Origin of the sequence: Trichocoleus desertorum ATA4-8-CV12, assembly GCA_019358975.1 — a bacterium.
Classification (GTDB): Bacteria; Cyanobacteriota; Cyanobacteriia; order FACHB-46; family FACHB-46; genus Trichocoleus; species Trichocoleus desertorum_A.
Map to the genome: position 1 here is coordinate 251,427 of JAHHIL010000002.1, position 20,756 is coordinate 272,182.

Consider the following 20,756-nt stretch of genomic DNA (forward strand, 5'->3'; position numbering starts at 1 on the left):
GTTCAGAACTCTTTTCAGCATTCTTGTGTTACCGCGGCATTGAAATATTTGATCAGTAGCTCCCGAACCGTCATTTGGGAGCTTTTGATTTTTTAAGCCTTAGTTTTTGGATTAACCGCCAATTTGAGACATCGTGCGACTATAAGCACCCGACTGAGTTCCAGAGTCACGTTGCTTAAAGTTAACTTCAGGTTTGAGCTGCAAGAGTTTCCTGACTTGGGCGCGTAACTGAGCGGTAGGGACGCCAGAGCGCAAAGCAGTTTTTAAGTCAACTTGCTCATCTTCGTTTAGCAGGCAGGGGCGGAGCCAACCGTCGGCAGAGAGTCGCATGCGATTGCAGCGATCGCAAAAACACTCGGACATTTGGCTAATAAAGCCTAGAGTTCCTTTCGCACCCGGAATACGGAATACATCAGCAGGGCCATTGCCTCGCACTTCGCCTTCTGTCAGACCCCAGCGATCACGAATCTGCTGTCTTAGTTCCTCTGAGGAAATCCACCCGCGATCGCCAAACAGAGAAGCATTACCGATCGGCATAAATTCAATAAACCGGATGTGCCACTCGCGATCGAGACTCAAAGCCGCCAAGTCTAAAATTTCTTGGTCATTCACGCCTGGAATCACCACAACATTCAGCTTCAGCGGATTAAACCCAACTCGATGAGCCGTTTGGATACCGTCCCAAACTTGCTGCCAGCGCGATCGCCCCCGATGACCAATAATCTTGTCGAAGGTTTCTGGCTCTAGAGAATCCAAACTAATATTGATTCGTCGCAAACCCGCATCGTAAAGCTCCTGCGCTAGGTCTGCCAACAAGAAACCATTGGTGGTCATGGACAGATCTTGCGTTTCCGGTAAAGCTGCGATCGCCCTGACAATATCCACCACCCCTGGACGAATCAAAGGTTCGCCTCCGGTCAAGCGAAACCGAGTAAACCCGACTGGCACAAACACTTCATTGATTAAAGTGAGCAACTCAGCATGAGTGAGCAAGTTCTGCTGAAGGGCGTACTCTAGGTCTGTTCCCTCCGGCATGCAGTATAGGCACCGGAAGTTGCAGCGATCGATCAAGCTGATGCGAAGATAATCTACCTGATTCATCTACAACTGTTATCCCCAGACAACCTATTCTGTTGAGTCAGGAACAGGTAATGGATGTCTTTATTGTGCCTGATCTGGGAAGTTCGTGGCTTCTACTGCTAAGGCTTGTGGCTTGAGGAGCAAGGGCGATCGCTTTGGTATTCTCAAGGCGTTACTCAAACTCTGCGCCAGAGCTTGCACCGCTTGGCGAACTGAGCGTGGACGTTGCTCCCGGACAAACAGCAAAGGCAAAATTGCCACTAAGCGAATGACGCTAGAGAGGGCAAACAGTCCCAAGATGCCACCAGAGTTGGTGAACTCAATCAGAAATCCTCCTGCCGTTGTTCCCAAAGCTCCGCTGACTCCTGCTACAGCTCCGGCGATCGCAAAGTAAGTAGCCTGATGCTGGACAGGTGCAACTCCTAGCTGAATATTATTGATGCAAAGGTCGATCGCGGCCCAAGTACCCCCCGCCAAAATATGCAGCAGTGGAAACCAAACAAGGAGTGAAGTTAAATCCGCCCCTGTCCCCAGCCACAGCAAGGGAGTAACCGCGACCAAAATGCCCACTAAAACAAGAATGGGGCGATTCCCAATGCGATCGGCTAACTTACCCCATAGCACCAACATGAGCAAGTTAGCTCCCGCTCCCAGGCTCGTATAAGTAGTCACCCAATTAACATCTAAGGACAGAGTATCCAACAGATAGATGTTAAAAAACGGAGCGCTTAAGTTGACTGAGAAACCCCACAAGGCAAAGTAGAGCAAGAACATCAAGAAGTTTCTGTCTTGCCAAAAGCTTCTACTCTTAGAAGGCTCTGCTGCAACTGCATCCAAATCAGCAGATTTTTCGAGCGATGACTCAGTGTGCTCCTGCTGCTGCGCTTGAGGATTGACATCCACCATCCAGTACTGAAACCCGATGCTAACCAGCCCGACAATCACGCCCAAAAATAGCAACACTCCATATCCTTGGATGCTACCTCCTGGCCAAGCCGTCACCGCCAGTCCCACCAAAGGAACGCTGAGTAAGTTGGTCAAGCTAATGGCACTGTTGCGAATGCCAAAATAGCGACCGCGTAATTGCCGAGGCACTAGAGATGCCACCCAACTGAACCACGAGGCTCCCCCTAAAGCTCCTAAGAAATGGGTCAGCACGACGATCGCCAAAGCCCATTGCACTAAAAGATGCGGGTGAGTTGGCTGAAAGCTCGCAACTCCAATTCCCAGAACCAGAATTAGCCAGAGCAACCTAGCTGGAGCATAAATCCACAAACCATACCGGTGGCGACTTGTGGTGCGGTTAGCTAGATAAGCTCCCAAAGGTTGTAGTAGGTTGGCCAGCAGCGGAATTGAAGCTAGCATCCCTAGTTCTACAGGGCTGGCATTCAGCTCTACTAAGAAGTTACTGAGTAAAACGCCACCCGCCACATTAGAGAAGATGGTCGCAAACACACCATCTAGGGTAGAGGCTCTAAGGCTGTTCCGAATTGCTTGCTTAGAGGGTTTACGGGGGGCCGATATAGGTGCGGGGTCAGCAACCGGATCTACAATCCCAGACACAGGGATAGCTGCCACCTCAACAGTTGTCAAATCGACTGCTTGTCTCAGCATGCGGGAGCTAGAAATCTTAATTGTTAAATATTTTTACTAAGTTAGTGACCTGCACACCATCAGCCTGAGGGTGAGGCTACATAATTCTTCTGAGCATATCTTGAGGACTCAATCCTAGACACCACCCAACCGAAAGATATATTCCTCAACCTATTGCAACCCATTGCAACAATCGTCTGCTGTAATAATCGTCTGCTTAAGCAGTCTGCTGAGTTCGCATTTCAATGTCTGTATTGCCAGCGGCGTAGCTCACGGGTCTAGAGGGCACTACGTGGGTCGCATGTTGAGTCAAATGCTGGGCCGACGTTTGAGCTGCTGCCTGCTTGCGAGCCCAGCTGTGGGTTCGCAAAAATGTTTCAAACTCTTGCTTGCAGAGGTCACTCCAAGACCCTAAAGTCACAGCTCGCTGACGTCCCCTCTCTGTTTCCAAGGCTAGCCGAGTCTTCATACTCATTGAACAAATCGAGAGTGATTTGTTCAAGCTAGTGGCTAGCTTAATTCCTGCTAGCAGGGCGCTCACTCCTTCCTGCTCTACCGCCTCAACATGCAATAAATCCACAATCACTGCGTTCGCTGTCACTTCTAGGGCTTGTTCTAGCTCCTGTTGAAATTTAGAACTCGTAACAGCGTTTAGGCAGCCATTGGGTTGCAGCACAATAGTATGAGGCATTGCCTCCTCTTCTACGCTGATCCCATCGAAGTTAAGAGCATTTGTAGTTGAGTTTATGACGGTTTTCATTGGGGTCTCCAGGAAACGCCACAAGGAAGGCAGCATTGAGGCTGGACGTTGAAACCCCAACTGCGAGAGGCCATACTCCTCCATCTCCAATCTGAACCTAAAATTCTTATAAAGAAACTGTGATCGATCACTCACTTTTCGTGATTTTTGTCACAAAAGTAAATTCACGGAGTTGAACTGAGGATTTTTTACTTGCTAGAACTACGGGCTGGATACACGCTTCCTGTCTTTGCCGCCGCTGCTGCGATCGCTGCTTTACGATGGCTACACCAAGGCCCACAAAGCATTCCTTCCGTTGACTTAGACTTAGTTGAGCCTGCTGAAACAGTCACGATTCCTATTGCTCAGGTGGCAGGACTCACGGCTAGCTCTGCTCTAGCGATCGCCCACAGTGACCCCGGCGATAACCTAGACCTGACTCGCGATACCCCTATTTGGGCTTTAGTGGAGTGGGGCGCTGTAGATCAGCCAGAAGCAGTGGTGATTCAAGGTGGGGAAGGTGTGGGGCGACAGATTAAGGCTGAAAACCAAGAGAATCAGGCGGCGATCTATGCCTATGCTCAGCGGCTTTTGCATACTAACTTGGAGCGGCAGTTAACTCTAGGCGAAAAAATTCGAGTCACCATTATTCTGCCAGAGGGACGAGCTTTAGCAGAGCGCACTTCTAACGCAGCCTTTGGGGTCGTAGAAGGATTATCTCTCCTCGGCACTACAGGTATTTCCCAGCCATTGAGCGCCCCTGGACAACTCGAAGCATTTCGGGAAGCGCTACACACCAAGCAATCTTACTTCGATGGCCTGGTCTTCTGCGTCGGAGAGAACGGCCTAGACTTAGCCACCCAGATGGGTATTGACCCGAATCGCTTGGTTAAAACTGCGAACTGGATCGGTCCCCTGTTGGTCGAAGCAGGTTTAGCAGGAGTACAGGCGGTTCTGTTATTTGGCTACCACGGCAAATTAATCAAGTTGGCGGGCGGCATCTTTCACACTCATCACCATGTTGCCGATGGGCGACTAGAAATCTTGACGGCTCACTGTGCCAACCTAGGGCTACCGAGCCAAACCCTACCCACCGTCTTTGCCAGTTCTACGGCTGAAGCTGCTTTAAACTACTTGAGATCGCTCGATTCCACCTCAGGCACTACTTGGGTGCAACAGGTTTATGGCGCGATCGCCCAACAAATTGATCAACGTTGTCAAGCCTACATCTACACCCACAGCCAGCGTCCAGTCGAAGTTGGCTCTATTTTGTTCGATCGCGATCGCCAGATTTTAGTCCAAAGCGAAATCGGGCAGAAATTATTGTCGCAAGTCTGTTAATCTAGCTTAAATGCGCGTACACTTGATTTACAAAGTAAAGAAATTTTTAGAATCCGTTTTTGGCATCGCTTTCGTGCTTTAGAAAGGCCATAGCAAGGGTTTATCTCCACATCTACCCCACCCGCATCAGGATACGTCCGTGACTCTACAGACTGAACCAGTGATTCAAGCTGAGGACTTAAAGCAGCTGGATCGGCAAATTATTGTCATTTTAGACTTTGGCTCTCAGTACTCAGAGCTGATTGCTCGTCGGATTCGCGAAACTCAGGTTTACTCTGAGGTGATTTCTTATCGCACCACAGCAGAACAGCTACGACAGCTCAACCCCAAAGGCATTATTCTCTCTGGTGGTCCCAGTTCTGTCTATGACCAGGGTGCTCCTCAGTGTGACCCAGAGATTTGGCAGTTAGGCATCCCAGTTTTAGGGGTCTGCTATGGCATGCAGTTGATGGTGCAACAGCTCGGTGGCGAAGTAGAGCGGGCCGATCGTGGTGAATATGGCAAAGCTGCCCTCGTGATTGATGATCCCACCGACTTGCTGACCAATGTGGACGATGGCACAACGATGTGGATGAGTCATGGCGACTCAGTAGCCAAGTTGCCAGATGGCTTTGAGTTGCTGGCACACACAGACAATACGCCCTGTGCCGCGATCGCCCACCATGAAAAGCAGCTATATGGAGTGCAGTTTCACCCAGAAGTGGTGCATTCTCTTGGCGGCATGGCGTTGATTCGCAACTTTGTTTATCACATCTGCCAAGCAGAACCGACTTGGACCACCGCTGCGTTCGTCGAACAGTCGATTCGAGAAATTCGGGCCAAGGTGGGAGATAAACGAGTACTGCTGGCCCTCTCTGGGGGGGTAGATTCCTCGACCTTGGCTTTCTTGATGCACCGAGCTATCGGCGATCAGCTCACCTGTATGTTTATCGACCAAGGTTTCATGCGCAAGTATGAGCCAGAACGATTGGTGAAGCTGTTTGAGGAGCAATTTCACATTAATGTTGCTTACGTCAATGCCCGCGATCGCTTCTTAGCCACCGTGCAGGGAGTGACCGATCCAGAAGAAAAACGCAAGCGGATTGGTCATGAATTTATCAGTGTGTTTGAGGAAGAATCCAAACGCCTAGGCCCCTTCGATTATTTAGCTCAAGGCACTCTCTATCCAGATGTGATTGAGTCAGCGGATACCAATGTTGATCCGAAGACAGGTGAGCGGGTTGCAGTCAAAATCAAGAGCCATCATAACGTGGGTGGCTTGCCCAAGGATCTGCGCTTCAAGCTAGTAGAACCTCTCCGCAAGCTGTTTAAAGATGAAGTTCGCAAGCTAGGCCGCTCAATTGGTTTGCCCGAAGAAATTGTCCAGCGGCATCCCTTTCCTGGCCCTGGCTTAGCGATCCGCATCGTGGGAGAAATCACTGAGGAGCGCTTAGAAATTCTCCGCGACGCCGACTTGATTGTGCGCCAAGAAATTAATCGGCGCGGTGTTTACCATGATTTTTGGCAAGCATTCGCAGTATTATTGCCAGTTCGCAGCGTGGGTGTCATGGGCGACCAAAGAACCTATGCTTACCCTATTGTTCTGCGATTAGTTTCCAGCGAAGATGGCATGACCGCAGATTGGTCTCGTGCTCCTTATGATCTGCTCGAAACAATTTCTAACCGGATTGTGAACGAGGTACCTGGCGTCAATCGGGTAGTTTATGACATCACCTCTAAGCCTCCTGGCACCATCGAGTGGGAATAAAACTGCCCTAGATTTTATGACTTCCCTGATCTCGACATCGAGGTGAATAGATAGCTGATTTTTCTCATTCAGCTTTGTTTTACTTTGTCGATCAATCTTGCTGATCAAGACCAATAAGTAGAGTGCTGCTATTAGAGAAATAAATGGCAGCACTGTAACTCTTATGAATTTTTTGTGGAAAACACGGCTAAATCTGTGGAAAAACCCCTTGATCTGTGGAAAACTATAGTCTTTGTTAACTATTTATTAAAAATTAATTAAAATCTTTTACGAGGATTTTAATCCTGCTACCTCTGCGGTCGTATTTTGTCGCTGATCGCTAAAATGGGTCGCTTAAGACAGATCACTCTCATAGCTAATTTGGTGGGACACATAAGCAGGTGGTTCCACATGAATATTGATTTGGGCAGGGCCGTATCGTTCTTCTAGCCGTGTTTCTACTGCTTCGGTAATTTGGTGGGCAGTTTCAACGTCATCAGCCCCCACAATCAAGTGCATTTCGATGAAAACCTGCCGACCTAATATCCCCCTGGAGGCAATACTGTGGCAGTTGATGACCCCAGGGACTTGCGCTGCGATCGCATGAATAGCTTCAGGAGCGATCGCCATTTCATCCACTAACCAAGGCAAGTTAGACCGTAGAACTGACCAACCACTGGTAAACACCAAAAGCGCGACCGGAAACGACAAAAATAAGTCGAGCAACTGGATATTCCAGATCCAAATGCCAACTAACCCCGCCAGCACACTAATCGTGACCCAAACATCACTCATCGTATGCTGAGCATCTGCAATCAAGATGGGGCTGTTGACTCGTTGACCTACAGCCCGCTCATAAAAGGTGACAAAAATGTTGACCCCTAGCACCAGCAGCAAGATCCACAACTCAGAAGCCGAGATTTTTACAGGTTCGCTGCCCTGAAATAAACGCTCCACTGCTCCTTGAAGAATCTCAAAACAGGCAATGCCCAAAAAAGCCGCAATGCCTAAAGCTCCAACGGCTTCAAATTTTTGATGCCCATAGGGGTGATCGCGATCGGGTTCGGGAGAGGAAAAACGACTGGCTACCAGCCCTAAAATATTGTTAGCGCTATCTGTAACACTGTGCAAAGCATCTGCTAGTAGGCTCAGCGACCCGGTTGACCATCCCACAAACGCTTTTAAGAGCATTACAAATATATTAAGTAGCAGGGTGATAATCAACACCTTACGAACTTGAGAACGATTGTCAAATACCATGATTGAACTCTCCTGATCCTGCATCAGAGTTCTATGGCATCCAGTCTAGAAGAGATATCCGTTCAGATCACTAGTACTGTGTAGACCGCTTCCCCGGTACGATAAACACTCAGATGCTCACATCAGATGCTCCAACGGACTGCTTATGGCTGCGACTCAACTCATCCTTAATTTGATTGAAGGCTCTGTTTCTTTTAGCTTTACAGCTCAAGCAGCTCAGGAGCTAAAAGCTGCGCTCACTGGGCTTTTGGAGAGCTTAAAAGTTGTTGCGGCGGCTACTACTCCCGGTGGTAGACTCAATCCGCAAAAATCAGTAGAGTACCGCTACACAGGGGACGTGTTTCTAGAAGTTTTCTGTAACCCCAACATCTGGCCCACTCCATTTGCTGCCAAAGTGTTGCTTACGGTACGCGACGATCGCATCCGTTTGACTACAGAAGCTGAACTCACTCGCCTGATCGAAGACGTAAATCAGTACCTAGAGCAGGTTGCCTAACTGTGACTTGTAGATAAAATCGAAGCAGCCAATCACCATTAGCATTTAGCCCCTACCGATGGATTCTAATAATTTGACTCAGTTATTGCAAAAAGGACTACGTGTCACCTTGGGGGCCACTGCTTCCTTAATTGAGGTGTTGCAAGATCCTGAGAAGCGCGACCAAAATCTATCTCGCCTGAGATCCGACTTGGGCCAGCTGGCAGAGGAATGGGACACAAAAGGAGCCATGACGGAGCAAGAAGCTCGCAACTTTGTGGATACGCTGTTGGAACAACGCAATCGTCAACAAGCTCAACCACCTTACGACCCGACAACTTCAGCGAGTCCTACGGCAGCGAATACCAACCCAGCTAGTCCGACAGCTCCTCCAGATGTGCAACTTGAGTTGCAGGAATTAACGGCTCAAATTGCAGCAATTCGGACTGAGTTAGAAAAACTACGGAACCCAGATTTGCCTGAATAGTCGTGTGGTAGCGATCGCGTTCTGACGCTAGCTAAATCATCTATTGGAGAGCTATGGCGATCGAGGCGGCTTCAACTAAGGCAGCCCAGCTTGTCATAGACCCGAATCTATCTAATCGTTTTCCCAATTTTCGCAGCTGATTAGATCCCCAATGCGGTCTCTGAGCAAGAAATTGCTGCGCTCCAGTTCACATTCCACCAAGGCCCACTCACGAGCAGGAATGTACTTGCAAAGTGCGTAAATCGGTTGCTGACGACTGACAACGCCTTGCTGCACGAGGTGTCGTGCTTCGTCCTGAATCAAGCTAATAGAATATTGAATGGACTGAATCATATTCACCCTTACTAATTGCAACTACGAAGCTACAAAAAATCTCAAACAAATAATATCGTCAGGAAGTTTGTAGCTCAGATGACTTTGTAATCAGCTATACTGAATGTTTTTTATTTTCAGGCTACTTTCCCTTCGATTATATTAATAAACATTGCAAAAGTCATTAAAAGCTAACTCTTTCTGCATGTTTATTTTCCCAATTAAACTACCTCAGGATAGATTTGCCTTGATGTCAGGCAGTTTTCAGGTTTCGTTTGGCTCAGCTTAGAGTGACCCAATGTTGGCAAAACTTAGCGTAGGCTTAACAGATCTATACTGTTCGCAACTTTCCTCAAGACTTTGAGTGGCGATCGCTGCACTTCTTCCACCGAGGTCTTGCTTAGTTCATTATTAGTTTGGTTATTTAGTCTATTCGTGGGTTTAGTGGGTTAGTTGGTTGCAACCCATAGACTGCTTCAAGTTTGGCTGACGGCTGCCATTCTACGAGTCGCTAATTCGGCTGCTAGTTGTACGGCTGCTTTCATGCTGTTAGGGTTGGCAACTCCTCGACCTGCAATATCAAAAGCGGTGCCGTGATCGGGCGAGGTACGAATAAAGGGCAGGCCAATGGAAGTATTAATGGCTCGATCAAAGGCTAACAGCTTGACGGGGATTAAGCCCTGGTCGTGATACAGCGCCAAATAAGCATCATGAGCCGAGCCTTCTGCACTAGCAGTACCATACCAAGCTTGACCAGGTTTCACCCAAAGCGTATCTGGAGGCACTGGCCCTTCGAGCTGCAACTGTGGCCACCGTTGACGCGCTTGCTCTAGCCACGGAATCAGCCAATCCTGCTCCTCGCTGCCTAACTGCCCTTGCTCACCACTATGAGGATTGAGACCTGCGATCGCAATTCGGGGTGTGGTGAGGCCAAAGTCTTGCTGTAAGCACTCTGCTAATAACTCTAACTTGGTTGTCATCAGCTCTGGCGTTAACACATCAGGCACTTGACGGAGTGGAATATGAGTGGTGGCAAGCAGTGTTCGTAACGTCCAGTTACTATGGGGCGATCGCGCGACAAAGAGCATACCAAAGCGCTGCACTCCCGCTCGCTCGGCCAACAACTCTGTTTGGCCCGGATACTCATGCCCTGCGGCTTTCCAGGCTGACTTAGCAATGGGGCCCGTCACGATGCCATCAAATTCTCCTGCCAACGTCCGAGCGATCGCTGTTTCTAGATAAGCGAAACTTGCCGCACCACTCGCTGCACTTTCTGTGCCCACCGCAATTTTTGACTCAGTGGCTTGATCCAGCGGGACATCCCAGATCGACAGCGCATCGGGATTTGCCAATGGTTCAGCTTCCGCTCCATTGACTCCACTTGCATTTACTCCACTTAAGCGTTGCTGTTGCTCACTCAGTTGTTGATAGACTCGATTTAACGCTGTTTGACTGCCTACGACTGTAATCTCGCAGTTGTGCGTCACGGCTGGGTCGGCTAAAGCTTTCAAAACCACTTCGGGGCCAATTCCTGCGGGATCTCCTAACGTCACAGCTAAGCGAGGACGTGGTTGGGAGGCAAGCAAAGCTGAGGCACTTCGAGTGGATTGAATTCTCATAGAACTGAGTTGCTTGCCAATCTCAGGGCAAGGATTAAGGGGCAAACTGTTCTAAAATACTGACTGCGGGTTTAACCGGGTTTAACAAGGAGCGTTAAAGCAATGAATGGTGAAATTCTCAATGCAGCGGTTCTGTCCTTTACCCTGATCTTGGTCGGGTTGGGCATGGGTTTTCTGCTGCTAAAAATTCAAGGCGGCGAAGAGTAAGGTTAGCCCTCTAAGATAGCTCACTGCTCGTTATCAGACGGGGATGGTCAACAGGGATGGGGAAGCTGCATTTAGTCTTCCGGTTCATCCAAGTGATCAGCCACCTCTCGATATAAGTTCAGCACGTGGCTATCTTTGAGGTAATAGAAAACATTGCGGCCTTGCTTGCGATAGCCCACCAAACGCATGCTACGCAAAGCTCGCAACTGATGAGACACAGCCGACTCGCTCATTTTGACAGCGGCAGCCAGATCACAAACGCACAGTTCTTGCACCGCCAGCGCTGAGACAATTCTCAGGCGGTTCGTATCTCCTAACAAACTAAAAAATTCTGCCATTCGCTGAGCCTTGTCCACACTGAGAATGTCTCGATGTAGTTGCCGCACATTGCTCAGACTGACTGGGTGCTGCTCTTTACAATTGAGATCCTCTGCCACAACAGCGGTGTCCACTGGGGTAGGGCAGGTAGACAGAGACTCAAGATTAGACATAACGGGTAACAAACTCAGTTGTAAGTGGGTCGTTAATACAAAAAGGTTAGACTTCTCGATAGTCTGAAAGTGCAGCCTGCTTGGTGCTTGAGTTTTTGCTTTGCAGCTAGCAGAGCAGTCTTGTTGTCCAGTTTAACGTTAGTGAGTGGTTCCCTTGAGGCGATCGCTTCCTGTCTCTCTCATTTTTGATTGCTACCAATTTACGTCACCCTACACTGCTTAACAGCGCTAAATTAGACCCTGCTGTCGAGATAGCAAGTTGAAATCGCTGTCAAGAAACATACAATTTCTGATAATATCTTATAAAAAGTTAACAAACTATCACTAATCCTTCATGCAGTTATTAGTTGTCGGTGCCACTGGCACTTTGGGAAGGCAAGTAGCTCGTCGTGCCCTCGACGAGGGGCATCAGGTTCGGTGCTTAGTCCGCAGTCTCAGGAAGGCAGCTTTCTTGAAGGAGTGGGGAGCTGAACTTGTACAGGGAGACTTGTGTGAACCGGACAGTCTCATTCCAGCTCTCAAGGATGTTAACGCTGTAATTGACGCTGCTACTAGTCGGCCTACGGATTCTCTCAGCATGAGACAAGTAGATTGGGAAGGCAAAGTGGCTTTAATCCAAGCGGCTAAAGTGTCTGGAGTCGATCGCTTTATCTTCTTCTCAATTTTGAATGCTGATCAGTATCCCGATGTGCCCCTGATGGAAATCAAGCGGTGCACCGAGCTATTTTTAGCTGAATCTGGCTTGAACTACACAATTTTGCAACCGTGTGGTTTCCTGCAAGGCTTAATTGGGCAATACGCCATTCCGATTTTAGAAAAACAAGCGGTTTGGGTCACCGGAGAAGCAACACCCATTGCCTACATGGACACCCAAGATATTGCTAAGTTTGCAATCCGTGCCCTCTCTGTTCCCAAAACTGAAAACAAAACTTTTCCGGTCGTAGGTTCACGGGCTTGGGGCAGTTACGAGATTATTCGGCTTTGTGAGCGCCTTTCGAGTAAGGAAGCCAAAGTGACCCGGATGCCAATGGGCTTATTGCGGTCTTCGCGTCGAATTGCGCGATTCTTTCAGTGGGGCTGGAACTTAGCCGATCGCTTGGCTTTTACTGAAGTCTTAGCCACGGGAAAACCGCTGCAAGCTCCAATGGATGAGATCTACAGCACTTTTGGGCTTGATCCACAAGAAACCACAACGCTAGAAGTTTATTTACAAGACTACTTCGGTCGCATCTTGAAGAAACTCAAGGAATTAGATTACGAGCAAACTCAATCTGCCAAGCAAACTAACAAGAAGACCGCTTTCAAGTCTGGTTTCTTTAAATAAGTTGAATTAGAGGAGTCGTTTGATTGCCTGCGATCGCTGATCTTAGCTACAAAATACTGTACAAACACCTCAGCATAAGCACCTTAGCCCCCTCCTTGCTATAGCTTATAGCTATGACTGTAGGCTAAGTATAGATTGACCGACTGAGGTGACCTATTTCCTAAGATGTCCAACCTGGTACCATTAGAGCTATTGGAAAACTCCAAGGCTAGCACCTTCGTTTCAAAAGCGAAGTTTTTGTTTTGCCTTTAATCGATTTATAAGCTGGATTTTAAGCGTGCCCAAAGTCGGCATTATCTACAACGACATTAAACCGACCGCTTGTCGCATAGCTGAGGAGCTAGAAGACAAGCTCATCGCTAGTGGTTGGCAGGTTTACTCAACTACAGGGATCGGGGGAATTCTTGGCTGCTCCGGACCAGAGGGACCGATCTGTCACACGCCCATTGAGCATCTAATTCCCCCTGGGTTTGATGAAACAATGACTTTTGCGATTGTTTTAGGGGGCGACGGTACGGTGCTCTCTGCTTTTCGCCAAGTGGCTCCTTGCAATATTCCCTTACTGACCGTCAACACAGGTCACATGGGGTTTTTAACGGAAGCCTACTTAAACCAATTGCCGCAAGCGTTAGATTTGGTTCTAGCGGGTCAGTATGAGGTAGAAGAGCGGGCCATGCTCTCGGTCCAGGTCTTGCGAGAAGATAACCTGTTGTGGGAAGCTCTCTGCCTCAACGAGATGGTTATGCATCGAGAGCCGCTGACCAGCATGTGCCATTTTGAGATTGAGATTGGTCGGCACGCTCCTGTCGATATTGCTGCTGATGGCATCATTGTTTCCACGCCCACAGGTTCTACCGCCTATTCTTTGTCAGCGGGTGGTCCTGTGATTACTCCAGGCGTCCCAGTTTTGCAGCTAGTCCCCATTTGTCCGCATTCCCTGGCTTCACGGGCTCTGGTGTTTGCGGACAGTGAACCCGTGACTATTTTTTCTGCTAATCCTAATCGGTTAGTGATGGTGGTAGATGGCAATGCGGGCTGCTATATCTTGCCAGAAGATCGGGTTCGGATGGTGCGATCGCAATACTCTGCTCGTTTCATTCGGCTGCAACCGCCAGAGTTTTTCCACTTGCTTAGAGAAAAGCTGGGCTGGGGACTGCCTCACATTGCCAAGCCCACCTCTGTAGAGTTGCCTTAATAGCAGGTTCTCGAAACTTAGTTTAGAGTTGATACTTTACAGACGTGCTAAAACAAGGAAAGCGCTGGTGAAGTATTAATACTCATTTGGAGCTAGATTGGCACAAAGGCTGAAGCTCTCTGCTGAACTCTATATGCTTTCTCACCAGGTATCATGAGTACCGTTAATTCTGACCGCAGTCCCTGCATTCTGCTAATTGAGCCAGATGAAGCTTTAGCGCAACATGTCATGCTCGACCTTAAGGAGTTTGGCTATGAAGCGGTGGTGGCACATGATGCGAGTAGTGGCTTGCACCAAGCCCATGCTCTACAACCTGCCTTAATTGTGGTCGATCGCCTGTTATCGGGAGAGTCGGGCTTAAAACTGTGCAATTACCTCCGGAGTACAGGTGCCCGTGTCCCTGTGCTCATGTTGATGGCTCGTGATTCTGTAGACGATCGCGTGGCTTGTTTGGAAGCAGGAGCCGATGATTATTTCCTCAAGCCTTACCGTACAGAAGAATTTCTGAAACTAGTACGGCTCTATTTACAGCCCGAAACCCACAGTACCGAACAACTGCGCTTTGGCGAATTAGTTTTAGATTTGGCGACCCGCAGAGCGCTTCGTAATGGGCGGGCGATTGAGCTGACGATGAAGGAATTTGAACTGCTCAAGTATTTAATGGAGCATCCCCGTGAAGTTCTGACCCGTGAACAAATCTTGGAAAATGTCTGGGGCTACGACTTTTTAGGTGAATCCAACGTCATTGAAGTATACATCCGCTATCTTCGGCTCAAGATTGAAGACGAGGGTGAGAAACGCTTGATTCAAACTGTACGAGGCGTCGGCTATGTTCTCCGCGAAGCATAAGACAAACTGGCTAACGTATTCTGTAAAGCCTTGGCCCAAATTGCTGTGCGTTGGCCTCAGTGGGTTTTTGTTAGCCTGTACCTCACCATCCTCTTCGATCGCGCCCTCTAGTCAAGCTCAACGCCCCTTGGATACTCAACCCAGTTCTCCCTCGGTTAAGCCAGTCAAACAAAGCTTGGGTCAGCAATTGCCAATCAGTGCCCAGGTTAAAGTCAAGGGTCAAGTGATCCAGTTAGAGGTGGCTCAGACTCCACAGCAGCAGGCCACAGGTTTGATGTATCGGACGATGCTAGCTGCAAATCGAGGCATGTTATTTGCCTTTAACTCACCGCGTTCGATCGGTTTTTGGATGAAAAACACCTTGATTCCGTTGGATATGGTTTTTTTGCGGAACGGTGAGGTAAAAGCCATCCAGCCTCAGGTACCTCCTTGCAAAGCCGATCCCTGTCCTTCCTATGGTCCTGGCCCAAATACCCTGATCGACCAAGTGATTGAGCTACGGGGAGGTAGAGCGGCTGAGTTAGGGCTAAAAGCAGGCGATCGCATCACCATTCAATTTTTGTCTAAACAGACTCGCTCGAACTCCCAATCTTAGGTTGTAGTTGTTACAAAACTTTGTTTCGCTCAACCTTCGTTTAACTTTCATTAAGTAAAGAGAAATACAGTGTACAAACCCTAACAAATTTGTTATTTTGTCTTTCCTAGCCTGATTAAGGAAGAAAAATACTTGCCTCAAAATTTATCGGTTCTATACGAGTTCTTTACTCTTTACTGAACCCCAATCAAGTATTTTTGAGGTACTCTCCCAGAGGATAGAACCTATTTCCTCAGGTCTGTACCCCCTTCAATCTCGTTTTTAGCGCTCAGCCTTGGTGCTGAAGGTTAAGCAACAGAGATAGAGGAGTTCCTAAGCTTCAGGCTATAGGGTTTAGGTGTGAGAAGAAGCAAGTAAGAGCTGCTAAGGGTCGGTAGCATTCACTGACGCGCTTAGAAGCAAAGGCAACTTCCGTGAATTAGGATTACTTGGGATTTCAGTAATCTGATTTCATCAAGCTGTTGATCAGCTTAGTTAGCTATTCATCACAACTGGGGATAGTTAAATCAGCCTTCCCCGTCGAACTTGGTTTCGAGTAAGCAATTACTTGGAGCTAATTTGTTCATTATTCATGACGTTCATGAAAGTAGGTCTGGCCTCACATTCAACGTAAGAGACAGATAATGGACAGATCAAAGAGTGGCCACCCATTTTCAAAAAATTTGTTTCTGACAATACAAAATCAGATTTAATTCATCAGGCTAGTTAGTATGGCACCCGCAACCTATTCTCGATTTATTCGGTTTTTACAAGAGGATTTATCCATTTCTGCTGCTTCGATCGCGATCGCCCTGCGCCATCGGGAGCAAGACCCAGGACCATTACCTATGATCCTCTGGCAGTATGGCTTAGTTACCTTAGAGCAGCTTAATTGCATTTTCGATTGGTTGGAGACTGTTTAGCCATTGGCATGAGGCACTAGCACTATTACCCGTGGAAGACGGGTGAGCCAAAAAGCTTTTCAGCTCTGCCGTCGAGCCAAGAAAGCAGGCAAGTCTACTTTCAAACTACGGCCAAATTGAGAGGAAGTCGTTGGCTTCGAAATCCTAGGCTCTGACGTTTCAGCTACTTCCGGCTCTTGTGCTGCCCCAATCAACTCTGATAAATCTTCCGCAGAATCTGCTGAGAGCTGTTCTAGCCGTTCTTTTAGGTGTAGCGCCTGACGTTGGCTCTCGGAACACCGATCTTTCCAATGCTGTACCGCAGTCTCGTATTCATTGGCCTGCCGAGCCTGCTTGAGAATTTGTTCTTGCATTTCGGCGGCTTGCTGCTCTAGTTCAAAAACACGGGTTTGATAGCGATCGCGCTCTGTTTCTAGCTCTTGGCCCGCTTGTTGCAGCTTAGCTTGCAGCATGACTTGTTTAGCGACCTGAGTTTCTAGTTCTTCGATCTTGCCGTGAGCTGTAACTAAATCTTGCTGCAATGTAGCGATGGTTGTGTGCTGCTCGGCCAAGAGGGCTTGAGACTGCTGCATTTGGTGCATCAATATTTGATACTCTTCCAAAGCCAAATACGCTTGCTCTAACTGCGTCTCCAATTCGGAAAAAGCGGTCTGACGCTGACTTAAGTTGGCATATAAACTTTCAATTTGCTGTTGCGCTTCAGCTAGTTTTATCTCTAGACTCGCTGCTAAGGTGCGGGCTGCTAGGGCCTGAGTTTCCGTTTCTAAAACATGCTGTTGTTGTTCTGCCAAGGTCTCTTGCAAATCACTGAGCTGCTTCTCTAAACATTTTTGCTGAATCTGCACCTCAGAGCGATCTTTCACGATTTGGGTTCGCAACCGCTCTAGTTCTGCTTGCTGAGTTTCGGCGATCGCCTCAGTCGCTGATAAGAGTTCCTGAAAGCTTTGGTTCTGCTCTTGAGCCTCGGCAATCCGGGTTTCCAGGATTTGCTCTTGCTGCGTCAACTGTAGCTTCAGCTTGGTAATTGCCTGCTGCTGTACGTGAGAAAAATCTTCTGTAGTCGCTAACTGGTCCTCTAAGACTTGTTGATCCCTCATTTGCAACTTGAGGTCGTTCAAAGACGTTAGCGCTTGGTCGAGCGCTTGTTCTAGCAGCGAAATTCGCTCTAAGCGGTTGTGTTCCAGCGATCGCAGTTGCTCCAGCTCAGCCAGTAGGGTTTGACGCTCTTGCTCCCACTGGGGTTGAAGTTCTTCAGGAGTTGACTCATGACCAGCGGCTAAGTCCGGTTCCGACACTCAGGACCTCCCCAGCGTTAATAACTGACTCACAGACTCAGCAAGACAAACTAGCCAATAGAATAACCTTTACAGCAGCAAGGCACCATAGGTCTCTAGAAACAAAGCAGGATTAGTTTTGAGAAACCCTGTTTCACGTCAGCAATAGATTATATTCCCTTTGCGATCGCTGCAGGCTATTCAGGAAGGCTATTCAGATGGAGCTGTTTTTTCGGCTTCCGAATTGTTGAGAGACCAACGGTACTCAATGGGCTGGTTAGCGCGTTGACAGTTTTCCTCTAATCGCTTTTGCTGAGCCAATGCCTTACGTAGAGTGCTGATGAGTTCGTGTACTTGCTCACTTTGAAGTGACCTTTGCTTGACAGCAAACATCGTCTGCCGTTCTAGCAGTTGTAGTAGCAACTCATAGTGAACGTGAGAGGGAAGAGGAATCGGCTCCATTTAGGCTGATCTACCTTAAAGTAATGGGTTTACCCTACCGACCTGATAAGGCAAGTAGGGCTGGAGAATACTGTGAGAACACTCTTCTTGGATTCAGCCCCTAAATCAGAAGCTTTTGTCATCGATTCCAGACCGAAATGATTACTCCTGATTTAGCTGAGGGTTTATAAAGCTGCCTTTGGGGTCGCTGCGGTTGCAGAGGTCGCTAATATCTGTCGCAAAGCCTGCGCTGGATCACTTTGCTTGACTAAAGATTCGCCAATCAGAACTGCCTTTGCCCCCGCTTCAGCAACCAAGCTTAAATCAGCAGGCTGATGCAGTCCTGACTCACTCACCACTAGAATACCTCGCTCCTGAAGTTGCTGGTTGCGAGCTGCGAGGAGGTGACAGGTGGTTTGCAAGTCAACGGAGAAGTTTTCTAAGTTGCGGTTGTTAATGCCAACTAGGGCGACACCTGTTAACGCCAGAACTCGGTCCAGCTCTTCCAAGGTATGCACCTCAATTAAAGCGGTCATGTTCAAGGCATTTGTAATTTTGACAAAGTACTGTAAGTCTTTGTCCGAAAGAATCGAGGCAATGAGTAGCACTGCATCTGCACCGTGGCACCGAGCCAAGTAGATTTGGTACGGGTAGATAATAAAGTCTTTGCAGAGTAGAGGCAGGTCAATTGCAGCCCGGACCTTGGAAAGATTGGCAAAACCGCCTTGAAAAAATTTTTGATCCGTTAAAACTGAGACGCAGGTCGCTCCACCCTCTTTGTAGGCTTGGGCGATCGCCACAGGATCGAAGTCTTCTCGCAATAGCCCTTTACTGGGAGATGCTTTCTTGACCTCCGCAATTACAGCGGGCTGGGTTTGGCTTTGTCGTAGGGCTTCCACAAAGTTGCGAGGAGGCGCGACCGTCCGAACCTGCTTTTGCAGCTCCAGTAAAGGCTGCTTCTCCCGCATTTGATCTACTTCAACTTCTTTATGCCAAACAATTTCTTCCAAAATGTGGCGGGGCGCAGCGTCTGGCACAACAACCTGATAGCGCAATTCTTGGACAGCAATTGCAGGATTCGGTGAACGACGACGAATTTGCATAAGAAATTAATTTAAGAACAACCCAATACGAGAAATATGGAACTGACCTCTCCCCAACCCCTCTCCCACAGGAAAGGGGCTTTGAATCTAGCTCCCCTTCCCTAGCAGGGAAGGGGCTGGGGGTTAGGTCACCGTTTAGTGAGCTGCGACTGCCCGCTTGAAGGCTTCATCCAACACTTCGGAAAGGGTGGGATGAGTATGCACCATGTAAGCGAGATCCTTCACAGAATGACGCTGAGCGATCGCGTTGGCTGCTTCTTGGATGAGGTCAGAAGCATGCAGACCAAAGATATGCACACCTAAGACTTCACCTGTGTCCTCGCGATAAATCACTTTAGCGACACCTTCTGTTTCACCTTCTGCCAGGGCTTTCGAGTTGCCTTTAAAGTAGGTCTTAGAAGTCGCCACTTTAAATCCTTCTGCTTCTCCCAAGGCTTTTGCTGCGGGTTCAGTCATGCCGACAAAGCTAATTTCTGGATGGGTAAAGGCAGCAGCAGGAATACTGCGGTAGTCCACTTGGCGATCGCGACCACAAATATTCTCAACAGCCACAACTCCCTGAGCAGAGGCGGCGTGAGCGAGTTGCATCTTGCCTGTAGCATCGCCAATTGCCCATAAGTGAGCCGCAGGTTGGCCATCCACCAGCACCGCCATCCGATCGTTGACGGGGATGAAGCCACGGCGATCGATTTCTACGCCAACTGCTTCTAGACCTAAATTCTGCGTTGCGGGGATGCGTCCAGTCGCCACTAAGCAAGCATCGACTTCCAGCACTTCTACCACTTCCTTGGTTTTGGCATCCGCCAGCTCGATTACGACTGGCGAACCAGGAATCACTCGTTTCGCCAGCATGCCAACTTTGGTTTCAATGTCGCGGGGAGCAATCAGCACCCGTTGCGCCAACTTGGCGATATCTGGATCAAACCCAGGCATCAGTTGATCCAACGCCTCAATTAGAGTGATTTCCGCGCCCAGAGCTGAGTAAACGTCAGAAAACTCCAAGCCAATGTAGCCGCTGCCAATAATGGCGACCCAAGGCGGCAGAGATTCTAGTCTGACCGCGTCATCGCTGGTAAACACGGTCTTGCCATCCACTTCTACCCCAGGCGGCACCCAAGGCACGGAGCCAGGAGCCAACATTACGTCTTGAGCGGTGACCACTCTTTCGCCCGTGGGAGTTTCAATTGAAACTTTTTGTGGGCCTGCAACTTTGCCCCAACCTTGAATCACATCCACACCCAAGCGCTTCAGGCTGTTGGTGAGGTCGCCTCGAATTTTGCTAACCAAATTGTTAGCGTGGTCGGCGATCGCTTGCCGATCAAAGTCAACTTGGCTGACTTGAATCCCCATTGCCTTGAGGTGATGAGCATTCCGTAGTTCCCGCACCCGCCCCGAAGCTGCCAGAAGAGCTTTAGAGGGGATACAACCACGATTGACACAGGTGCCGCCCATATCAGCCGCTTCGACGATGGCAGTTTTCAAACCACAGCTCACTGCATGCAGTGCCGCTCCATGTCCCCCGACCCCTGCGCCGAGAATAACTAAATCGTAATCAAATCCCTGACTCACTTTGCGCTCCTGGAAAGGCAAACCTTTCTAACATACCTCAATGCCAAAAGCCCAAAAAGCTAAGTGCTTAGTTTTAACTTTTTGTTCTTTCTCAATTGTCTCAATTGTCAACCGGATTTGGTTGATTAGACAACACCTACTCGTAGCAGGACAGCCGCCTCAGCCATAAAGATC

21 protein-coding genes are annotated in these 20,756 nt (G+C 48.6%); 10 read left to right on the forward strand and 11 right to left on the reverse strand.

Annotation, left to right across the window (positions count from 1 at the left end; translation table 11 throughout):
* Window positions 1-111 precede the first annotated feature (111 nt).
* The 3 genes from moaA to KME12_03730 all read right to left on the reverse strand — a co-directional run bounded on the left by moaA (window position 112) and on the right by KME12_03730 (window position 3,364).
* Window positions 112-1,101, reverse strand: coding sequence for a GTP 3',8-cyclase MoaA (moaA, locus tag KME12_03720; GenBank protein MBW4486882.1), 990 nt, complete (start codon window positions 1,099-1,101; stop codon window positions 112-114).
* Window positions 1,102-1,161: 60 nt separating this feature from the next.
* Complete coding sequence (locus tag KME12_03725; protein ID MBW4486883.1) at window positions 1,162-2,694, reverse strand: MFS transporter; 1,533 nt, start codon at window positions 2,692-2,694, stop codon at window positions 1,162-1,164.
* A gap of 196 nt (window positions 2,695-2,890) precedes the next feature.
* Window positions 2,891-3,364 (reverse strand): STAS domain-containing protein, encoded by a 474-nt coding sequence (locus tag KME12_03730; protein MBW4486884.1) that lies wholly within the window; start codon window positions 3,362-3,364, stop codon window positions 2,891-2,893.
* A gap of 261 nt (window positions 3,365-3,625) precedes the next feature.
* Between KME12_03730 and cbiD the strand changes: the two genes are divergently transcribed.
* Window positions 3,626-4,753, forward strand: a complete 1,128-nt coding sequence (gene cbiD / locus KME12_03735) for a cobalt-precorrin-5B (C(1))-methyltransferase CbiD (protein ID MBW4486885.1) — start codon at window positions 3,626-3,628, stop codon at window positions 4,751-4,753.
* Window positions 4,754-4,892: 139 nt separating this feature from the next.
* On the forward strand, window positions 4,893-6,500 hold the full coding sequence (gene guaA, locus KME12_03740) for a glutamine-hydrolyzing GMP synthase (protein MBW4486886.1): 1,608 nt from the start codon (window positions 4,893-4,895) through the stop codon (window positions 6,498-6,500).
* Window positions 6,501-6,833: 333 nt separating this feature from the next.
* Here guaA and KME12_03745 read toward each other — a convergent pair whose 3' ends face one another.
* The gene (locus KME12_03745; GenBank protein MBW4486887.1) at window positions 6,834-7,739 is read right to left on the reverse strand and encodes a cation diffusion facilitator family transporter; all 906 of its coding nucleotides are present in this window, start codon (window positions 7,737-7,739) and stop codon (window positions 6,834-6,836) included.
* Window positions 7,740-7,884: 145 nt separating this feature from the next.
* Between KME12_03745 and KME12_03750 the strand changes: the two genes are divergently transcribed.
* Entirely contained in the window at window positions 7,885-8,235 is a 351-nt protein-coding gene (locus KME12_03750) for a hypothetical protein (protein ID MBW4486888.1), read from the forward strand.
* A gap of 58 nt (window positions 8,236-8,293) precedes the next feature.
* The gene (locus KME12_03755; GenBank protein ID MBW4486889.1) at window positions 8,294-8,701 is read left to right on the forward strand and encodes a hypothetical protein; all 408 of its coding nucleotides are present in this window, start codon (window positions 8,294-8,296) and stop codon (window positions 8,699-8,701) included.
* Window positions 8,702-8,812: 111 nt separating this feature from the next.
* Here KME12_03755 and KME12_03760 read toward each other — a convergent pair whose 3' ends face one another.
* Complete coding sequence (locus KME12_03760; protein MBW4486890.1) at window positions 8,813-9,034, reverse strand: DUF4327 family protein; 222 nt, start codon at window positions 9,032-9,034, stop codon at window positions 8,813-8,815.
* Between the two features lie 455 nt (window positions 9,035-9,489).
* The gene (gene pdxA, locus KME12_03765; protein MBW4486891.1) at window positions 9,490-10,632 is read right to left on the reverse strand and encodes a 4-hydroxythreonine-4-phosphate dehydrogenase PdxA; all 1,143 of its coding nucleotides are present in this window, start codon (window positions 10,630-10,632) and stop codon (window positions 9,490-9,492) included.
* 102 nt (window positions 10,633-10,734) lie between these two features.
* Between pdxA and KME12_03770 the strand changes: the two genes are divergently transcribed.
* Complete coding sequence (locus tag KME12_03770) at window positions 10,735-10,839, forward strand: PetM family cytochrome b6-f complex subunit 7 (protein MBW4486892.1); 105 nt, start codon at window positions 10,735-10,737, stop codon at window positions 10,837-10,839.
* A 71-nt stretch (window positions 10,840-10,910) separates the two neighbouring features.
* On the opposite strand, the gene KME12_03775 is transcribed toward KME12_03770, so the two are convergent.
* The gene (locus KME12_03775; protein ID MBW4486893.1) at window positions 10,911-11,330 is read right to left on the reverse strand and encodes a metalloregulator ArsR/SmtB family transcription factor; all 420 of its coding nucleotides are present in this window, start codon (window positions 11,328-11,330) and stop codon (window positions 10,911-10,913) included.
* A gap of 334 nt (window positions 11,331-11,664) precedes the next feature.
* Here KME12_03775 and KME12_03780 point away from each other — a divergent pair, with 334 nt between their 5' ends.
* The 5 genes from KME12_03780 (at window position 11,665) to KME12_03800 (ending at window position 16,195) form a co-directional block, all read left to right on the forward strand.
* Window positions 11,665-12,654, forward strand: coding sequence for an SDR family oxidoreductase (locus KME12_03780; GenBank protein ID MBW4486894.1), 990 nt, complete (start codon window positions 11,665-11,667; stop codon window positions 12,652-12,654).
* A 277-nt stretch (window positions 12,655-12,931) separates the two neighbouring features.
* Entirely contained in the window at window positions 12,932-13,849 is a 918-nt protein-coding gene (locus tag KME12_03785; GenBank protein ID MBW4486895.1) for an NAD(+) kinase, read from the forward strand.
* A gap of 153 nt (window positions 13,850-14,002) precedes the next feature.
* Window positions 14,003-14,698 carry a response regulator transcription factor gene (locus tag KME12_03790; protein ID MBW4486896.1) on the forward strand — a complete coding sequence of 232 codons (696 nt, stop codon included), beginning with the start codon at window positions 14,003-14,005 and terminating at the stop codon, window positions 14,696-14,698.
* On the forward strand, window positions 14,679-15,293 hold the full coding sequence (locus KME12_03795; protein ID MBW4486897.1) for a DUF192 domain-containing protein: 615 nt from the start codon (window positions 14,679-14,681) through the stop codon (window positions 15,291-15,293). Before KME12_03790 ends, KME12_03795 begins: the two co-directional genes overlap by 20 nt.
* A gap of 710 nt (window positions 15,294-16,003) precedes the next feature.
* Window positions 16,004-16,195 carry a DUF2949 domain-containing protein gene (locus tag KME12_03800; GenBank protein MBW4486898.1) on the forward strand — a complete coding sequence of 64 codons (192 nt, stop codon included), beginning with the start codon at window positions 16,004-16,006 and terminating at the stop codon, window positions 16,193-16,195.
* A gap of 59 nt (window positions 16,196-16,254) precedes the next feature.
* Here the strand turns inward: KME12_03800 and KME12_03805 are convergent, their stop codons facing one another.
* The 4 genes from KME12_03805 to lpdA form a co-directional block, all read right to left on the reverse strand.
* Entirely contained in the window at window positions 16,255-17,490 is a 1,236-nt protein-coding gene (locus KME12_03805) for a hypothetical protein (GenBank protein ID MBW4486899.1), read from the reverse strand.
* 189 nt (window positions 17,491-17,679) lie between these two features.
* Complete coding sequence (locus KME12_03810; protein ID MBW4486900.1) at window positions 17,680-17,931, reverse strand: DUF5340 domain-containing protein; 252 nt, start codon at window positions 17,929-17,931, stop codon at window positions 17,680-17,682.
* Window positions 17,932-18,095: 164 nt separating this feature from the next.
* Entirely contained in the window at window positions 18,096-19,013 is a 918-nt protein-coding gene (gene trpC / locus KME12_03815; GenBank protein ID MBW4486901.1) for an indole-3-glycerol phosphate synthase TrpC, read from the reverse strand.
* Window positions 19,014-19,148: 135 nt separating this feature from the next.
* Entirely contained in the window at window positions 19,149-20,582 is a 1,434-nt protein-coding gene (gene lpdA / locus KME12_03820) for a dihydrolipoyl dehydrogenase (protein MBW4486902.1), read from the reverse strand.
* Window positions 20,583-20,756: the final 174 nt, after the last annotated feature.

Coding starts and splice junctions, on each gene's coding strand:
- moaA (MBW4486882.1), bottom strand. CDS start 1,101: ATGAATCAGGTAGATTATCTTCGCATCAGCTTGATCGATCGCTGCAAC.
- KME12_03725 (MBW4486883.1), bottom strand. CDS start 2,694: ATGCTGAGACAAGCAGTCGATTTGACAACTGTTGAGGTGGCAGCTATC.
- KME12_03730 (MBW4486884.1), bottom strand. CDS start 3,364: ATGCCTCATACTATTGTGCTGCAACCCAATGGCTGCCTAAACGCTGTT.
- KME12_03745 (MBW4486887.1), bottom strand. CDS start 7,739: ATGGTATTTGACAATCGTTCTCAAGTTCGTAAGGTGTTGATTATCACC.
- KME12_03750 (MBW4486888.1), top strand. CDS start 7,885: ATGGCTGCGACTCAACTCATCCTTAATTTGATTGAAGGCTCTGTTTCT.
- KME12_03755 (MBW4486889.1), top strand. CDS start 8,294: ATGGATTCTAATAATTTGACTCAGTTATTGCAAAAAGGACTACGTGTC.
- KME12_03760 (MBW4486890.1), bottom strand. CDS start 9,034: ATGATTCAGTCCATTCAATATTCTATTAGCTTGATTCAGGACGAAGCA.
- pdxA (MBW4486891.1), bottom strand. CDS start 10,632: ATGAGAATTCAATCCACTCGAAGTGCCTCAGCTTTGCTTGCCTCCCAA.
- KME12_03770 (MBW4486892.1), top strand. CDS start 10,735: ATGAATGGTGAAATTCTCAATGCAGCGGTTCTGTCCTTTACCCTGATC.
- KME12_03775 (MBW4486893.1), bottom strand. CDS start 11,330: ATGTCTAATCTTGAGTCTCTGTCTACCTGCCCTACCCCAGTGGACACC.
- KME12_03780 (MBW4486894.1), top strand. CDS start 11,665: ATGCAGTTATTAGTTGTCGGTGCCACTGGCACTTTGGGAAGGCAAGTA.
- KME12_03790 (MBW4486896.1), top strand. CDS start 14,003: ATGAGTACCGTTAATTCTGACCGCAGTCCCTGCATTCTGCTAATTGAG.
- KME12_03795 (MBW4486897.1), top strand. CDS start 14,679: ATGTTCTCCGCGAAGCATAAGACAAACTGGCTAACGTATTCTGTAAAG.
- KME12_03800 (MBW4486898.1), top strand. CDS start 16,004: ATGGCACCCGCAACCTATTCTCGATTTATTCGGTTTTTACAAGAGGAT.
- KME12_03810 (MBW4486900.1), bottom strand. CDS start 17,931: ATGGAGCCGATTCCTCTTCCCTCTCACGTTCACTATGAGTTGCTACTA.
- trpC (MBW4486901.1), bottom strand. CDS start 19,013: ATGCAAATTCGTCGTCGTTCACCGAATCCTGCAATTGCTGTCCAAGAA.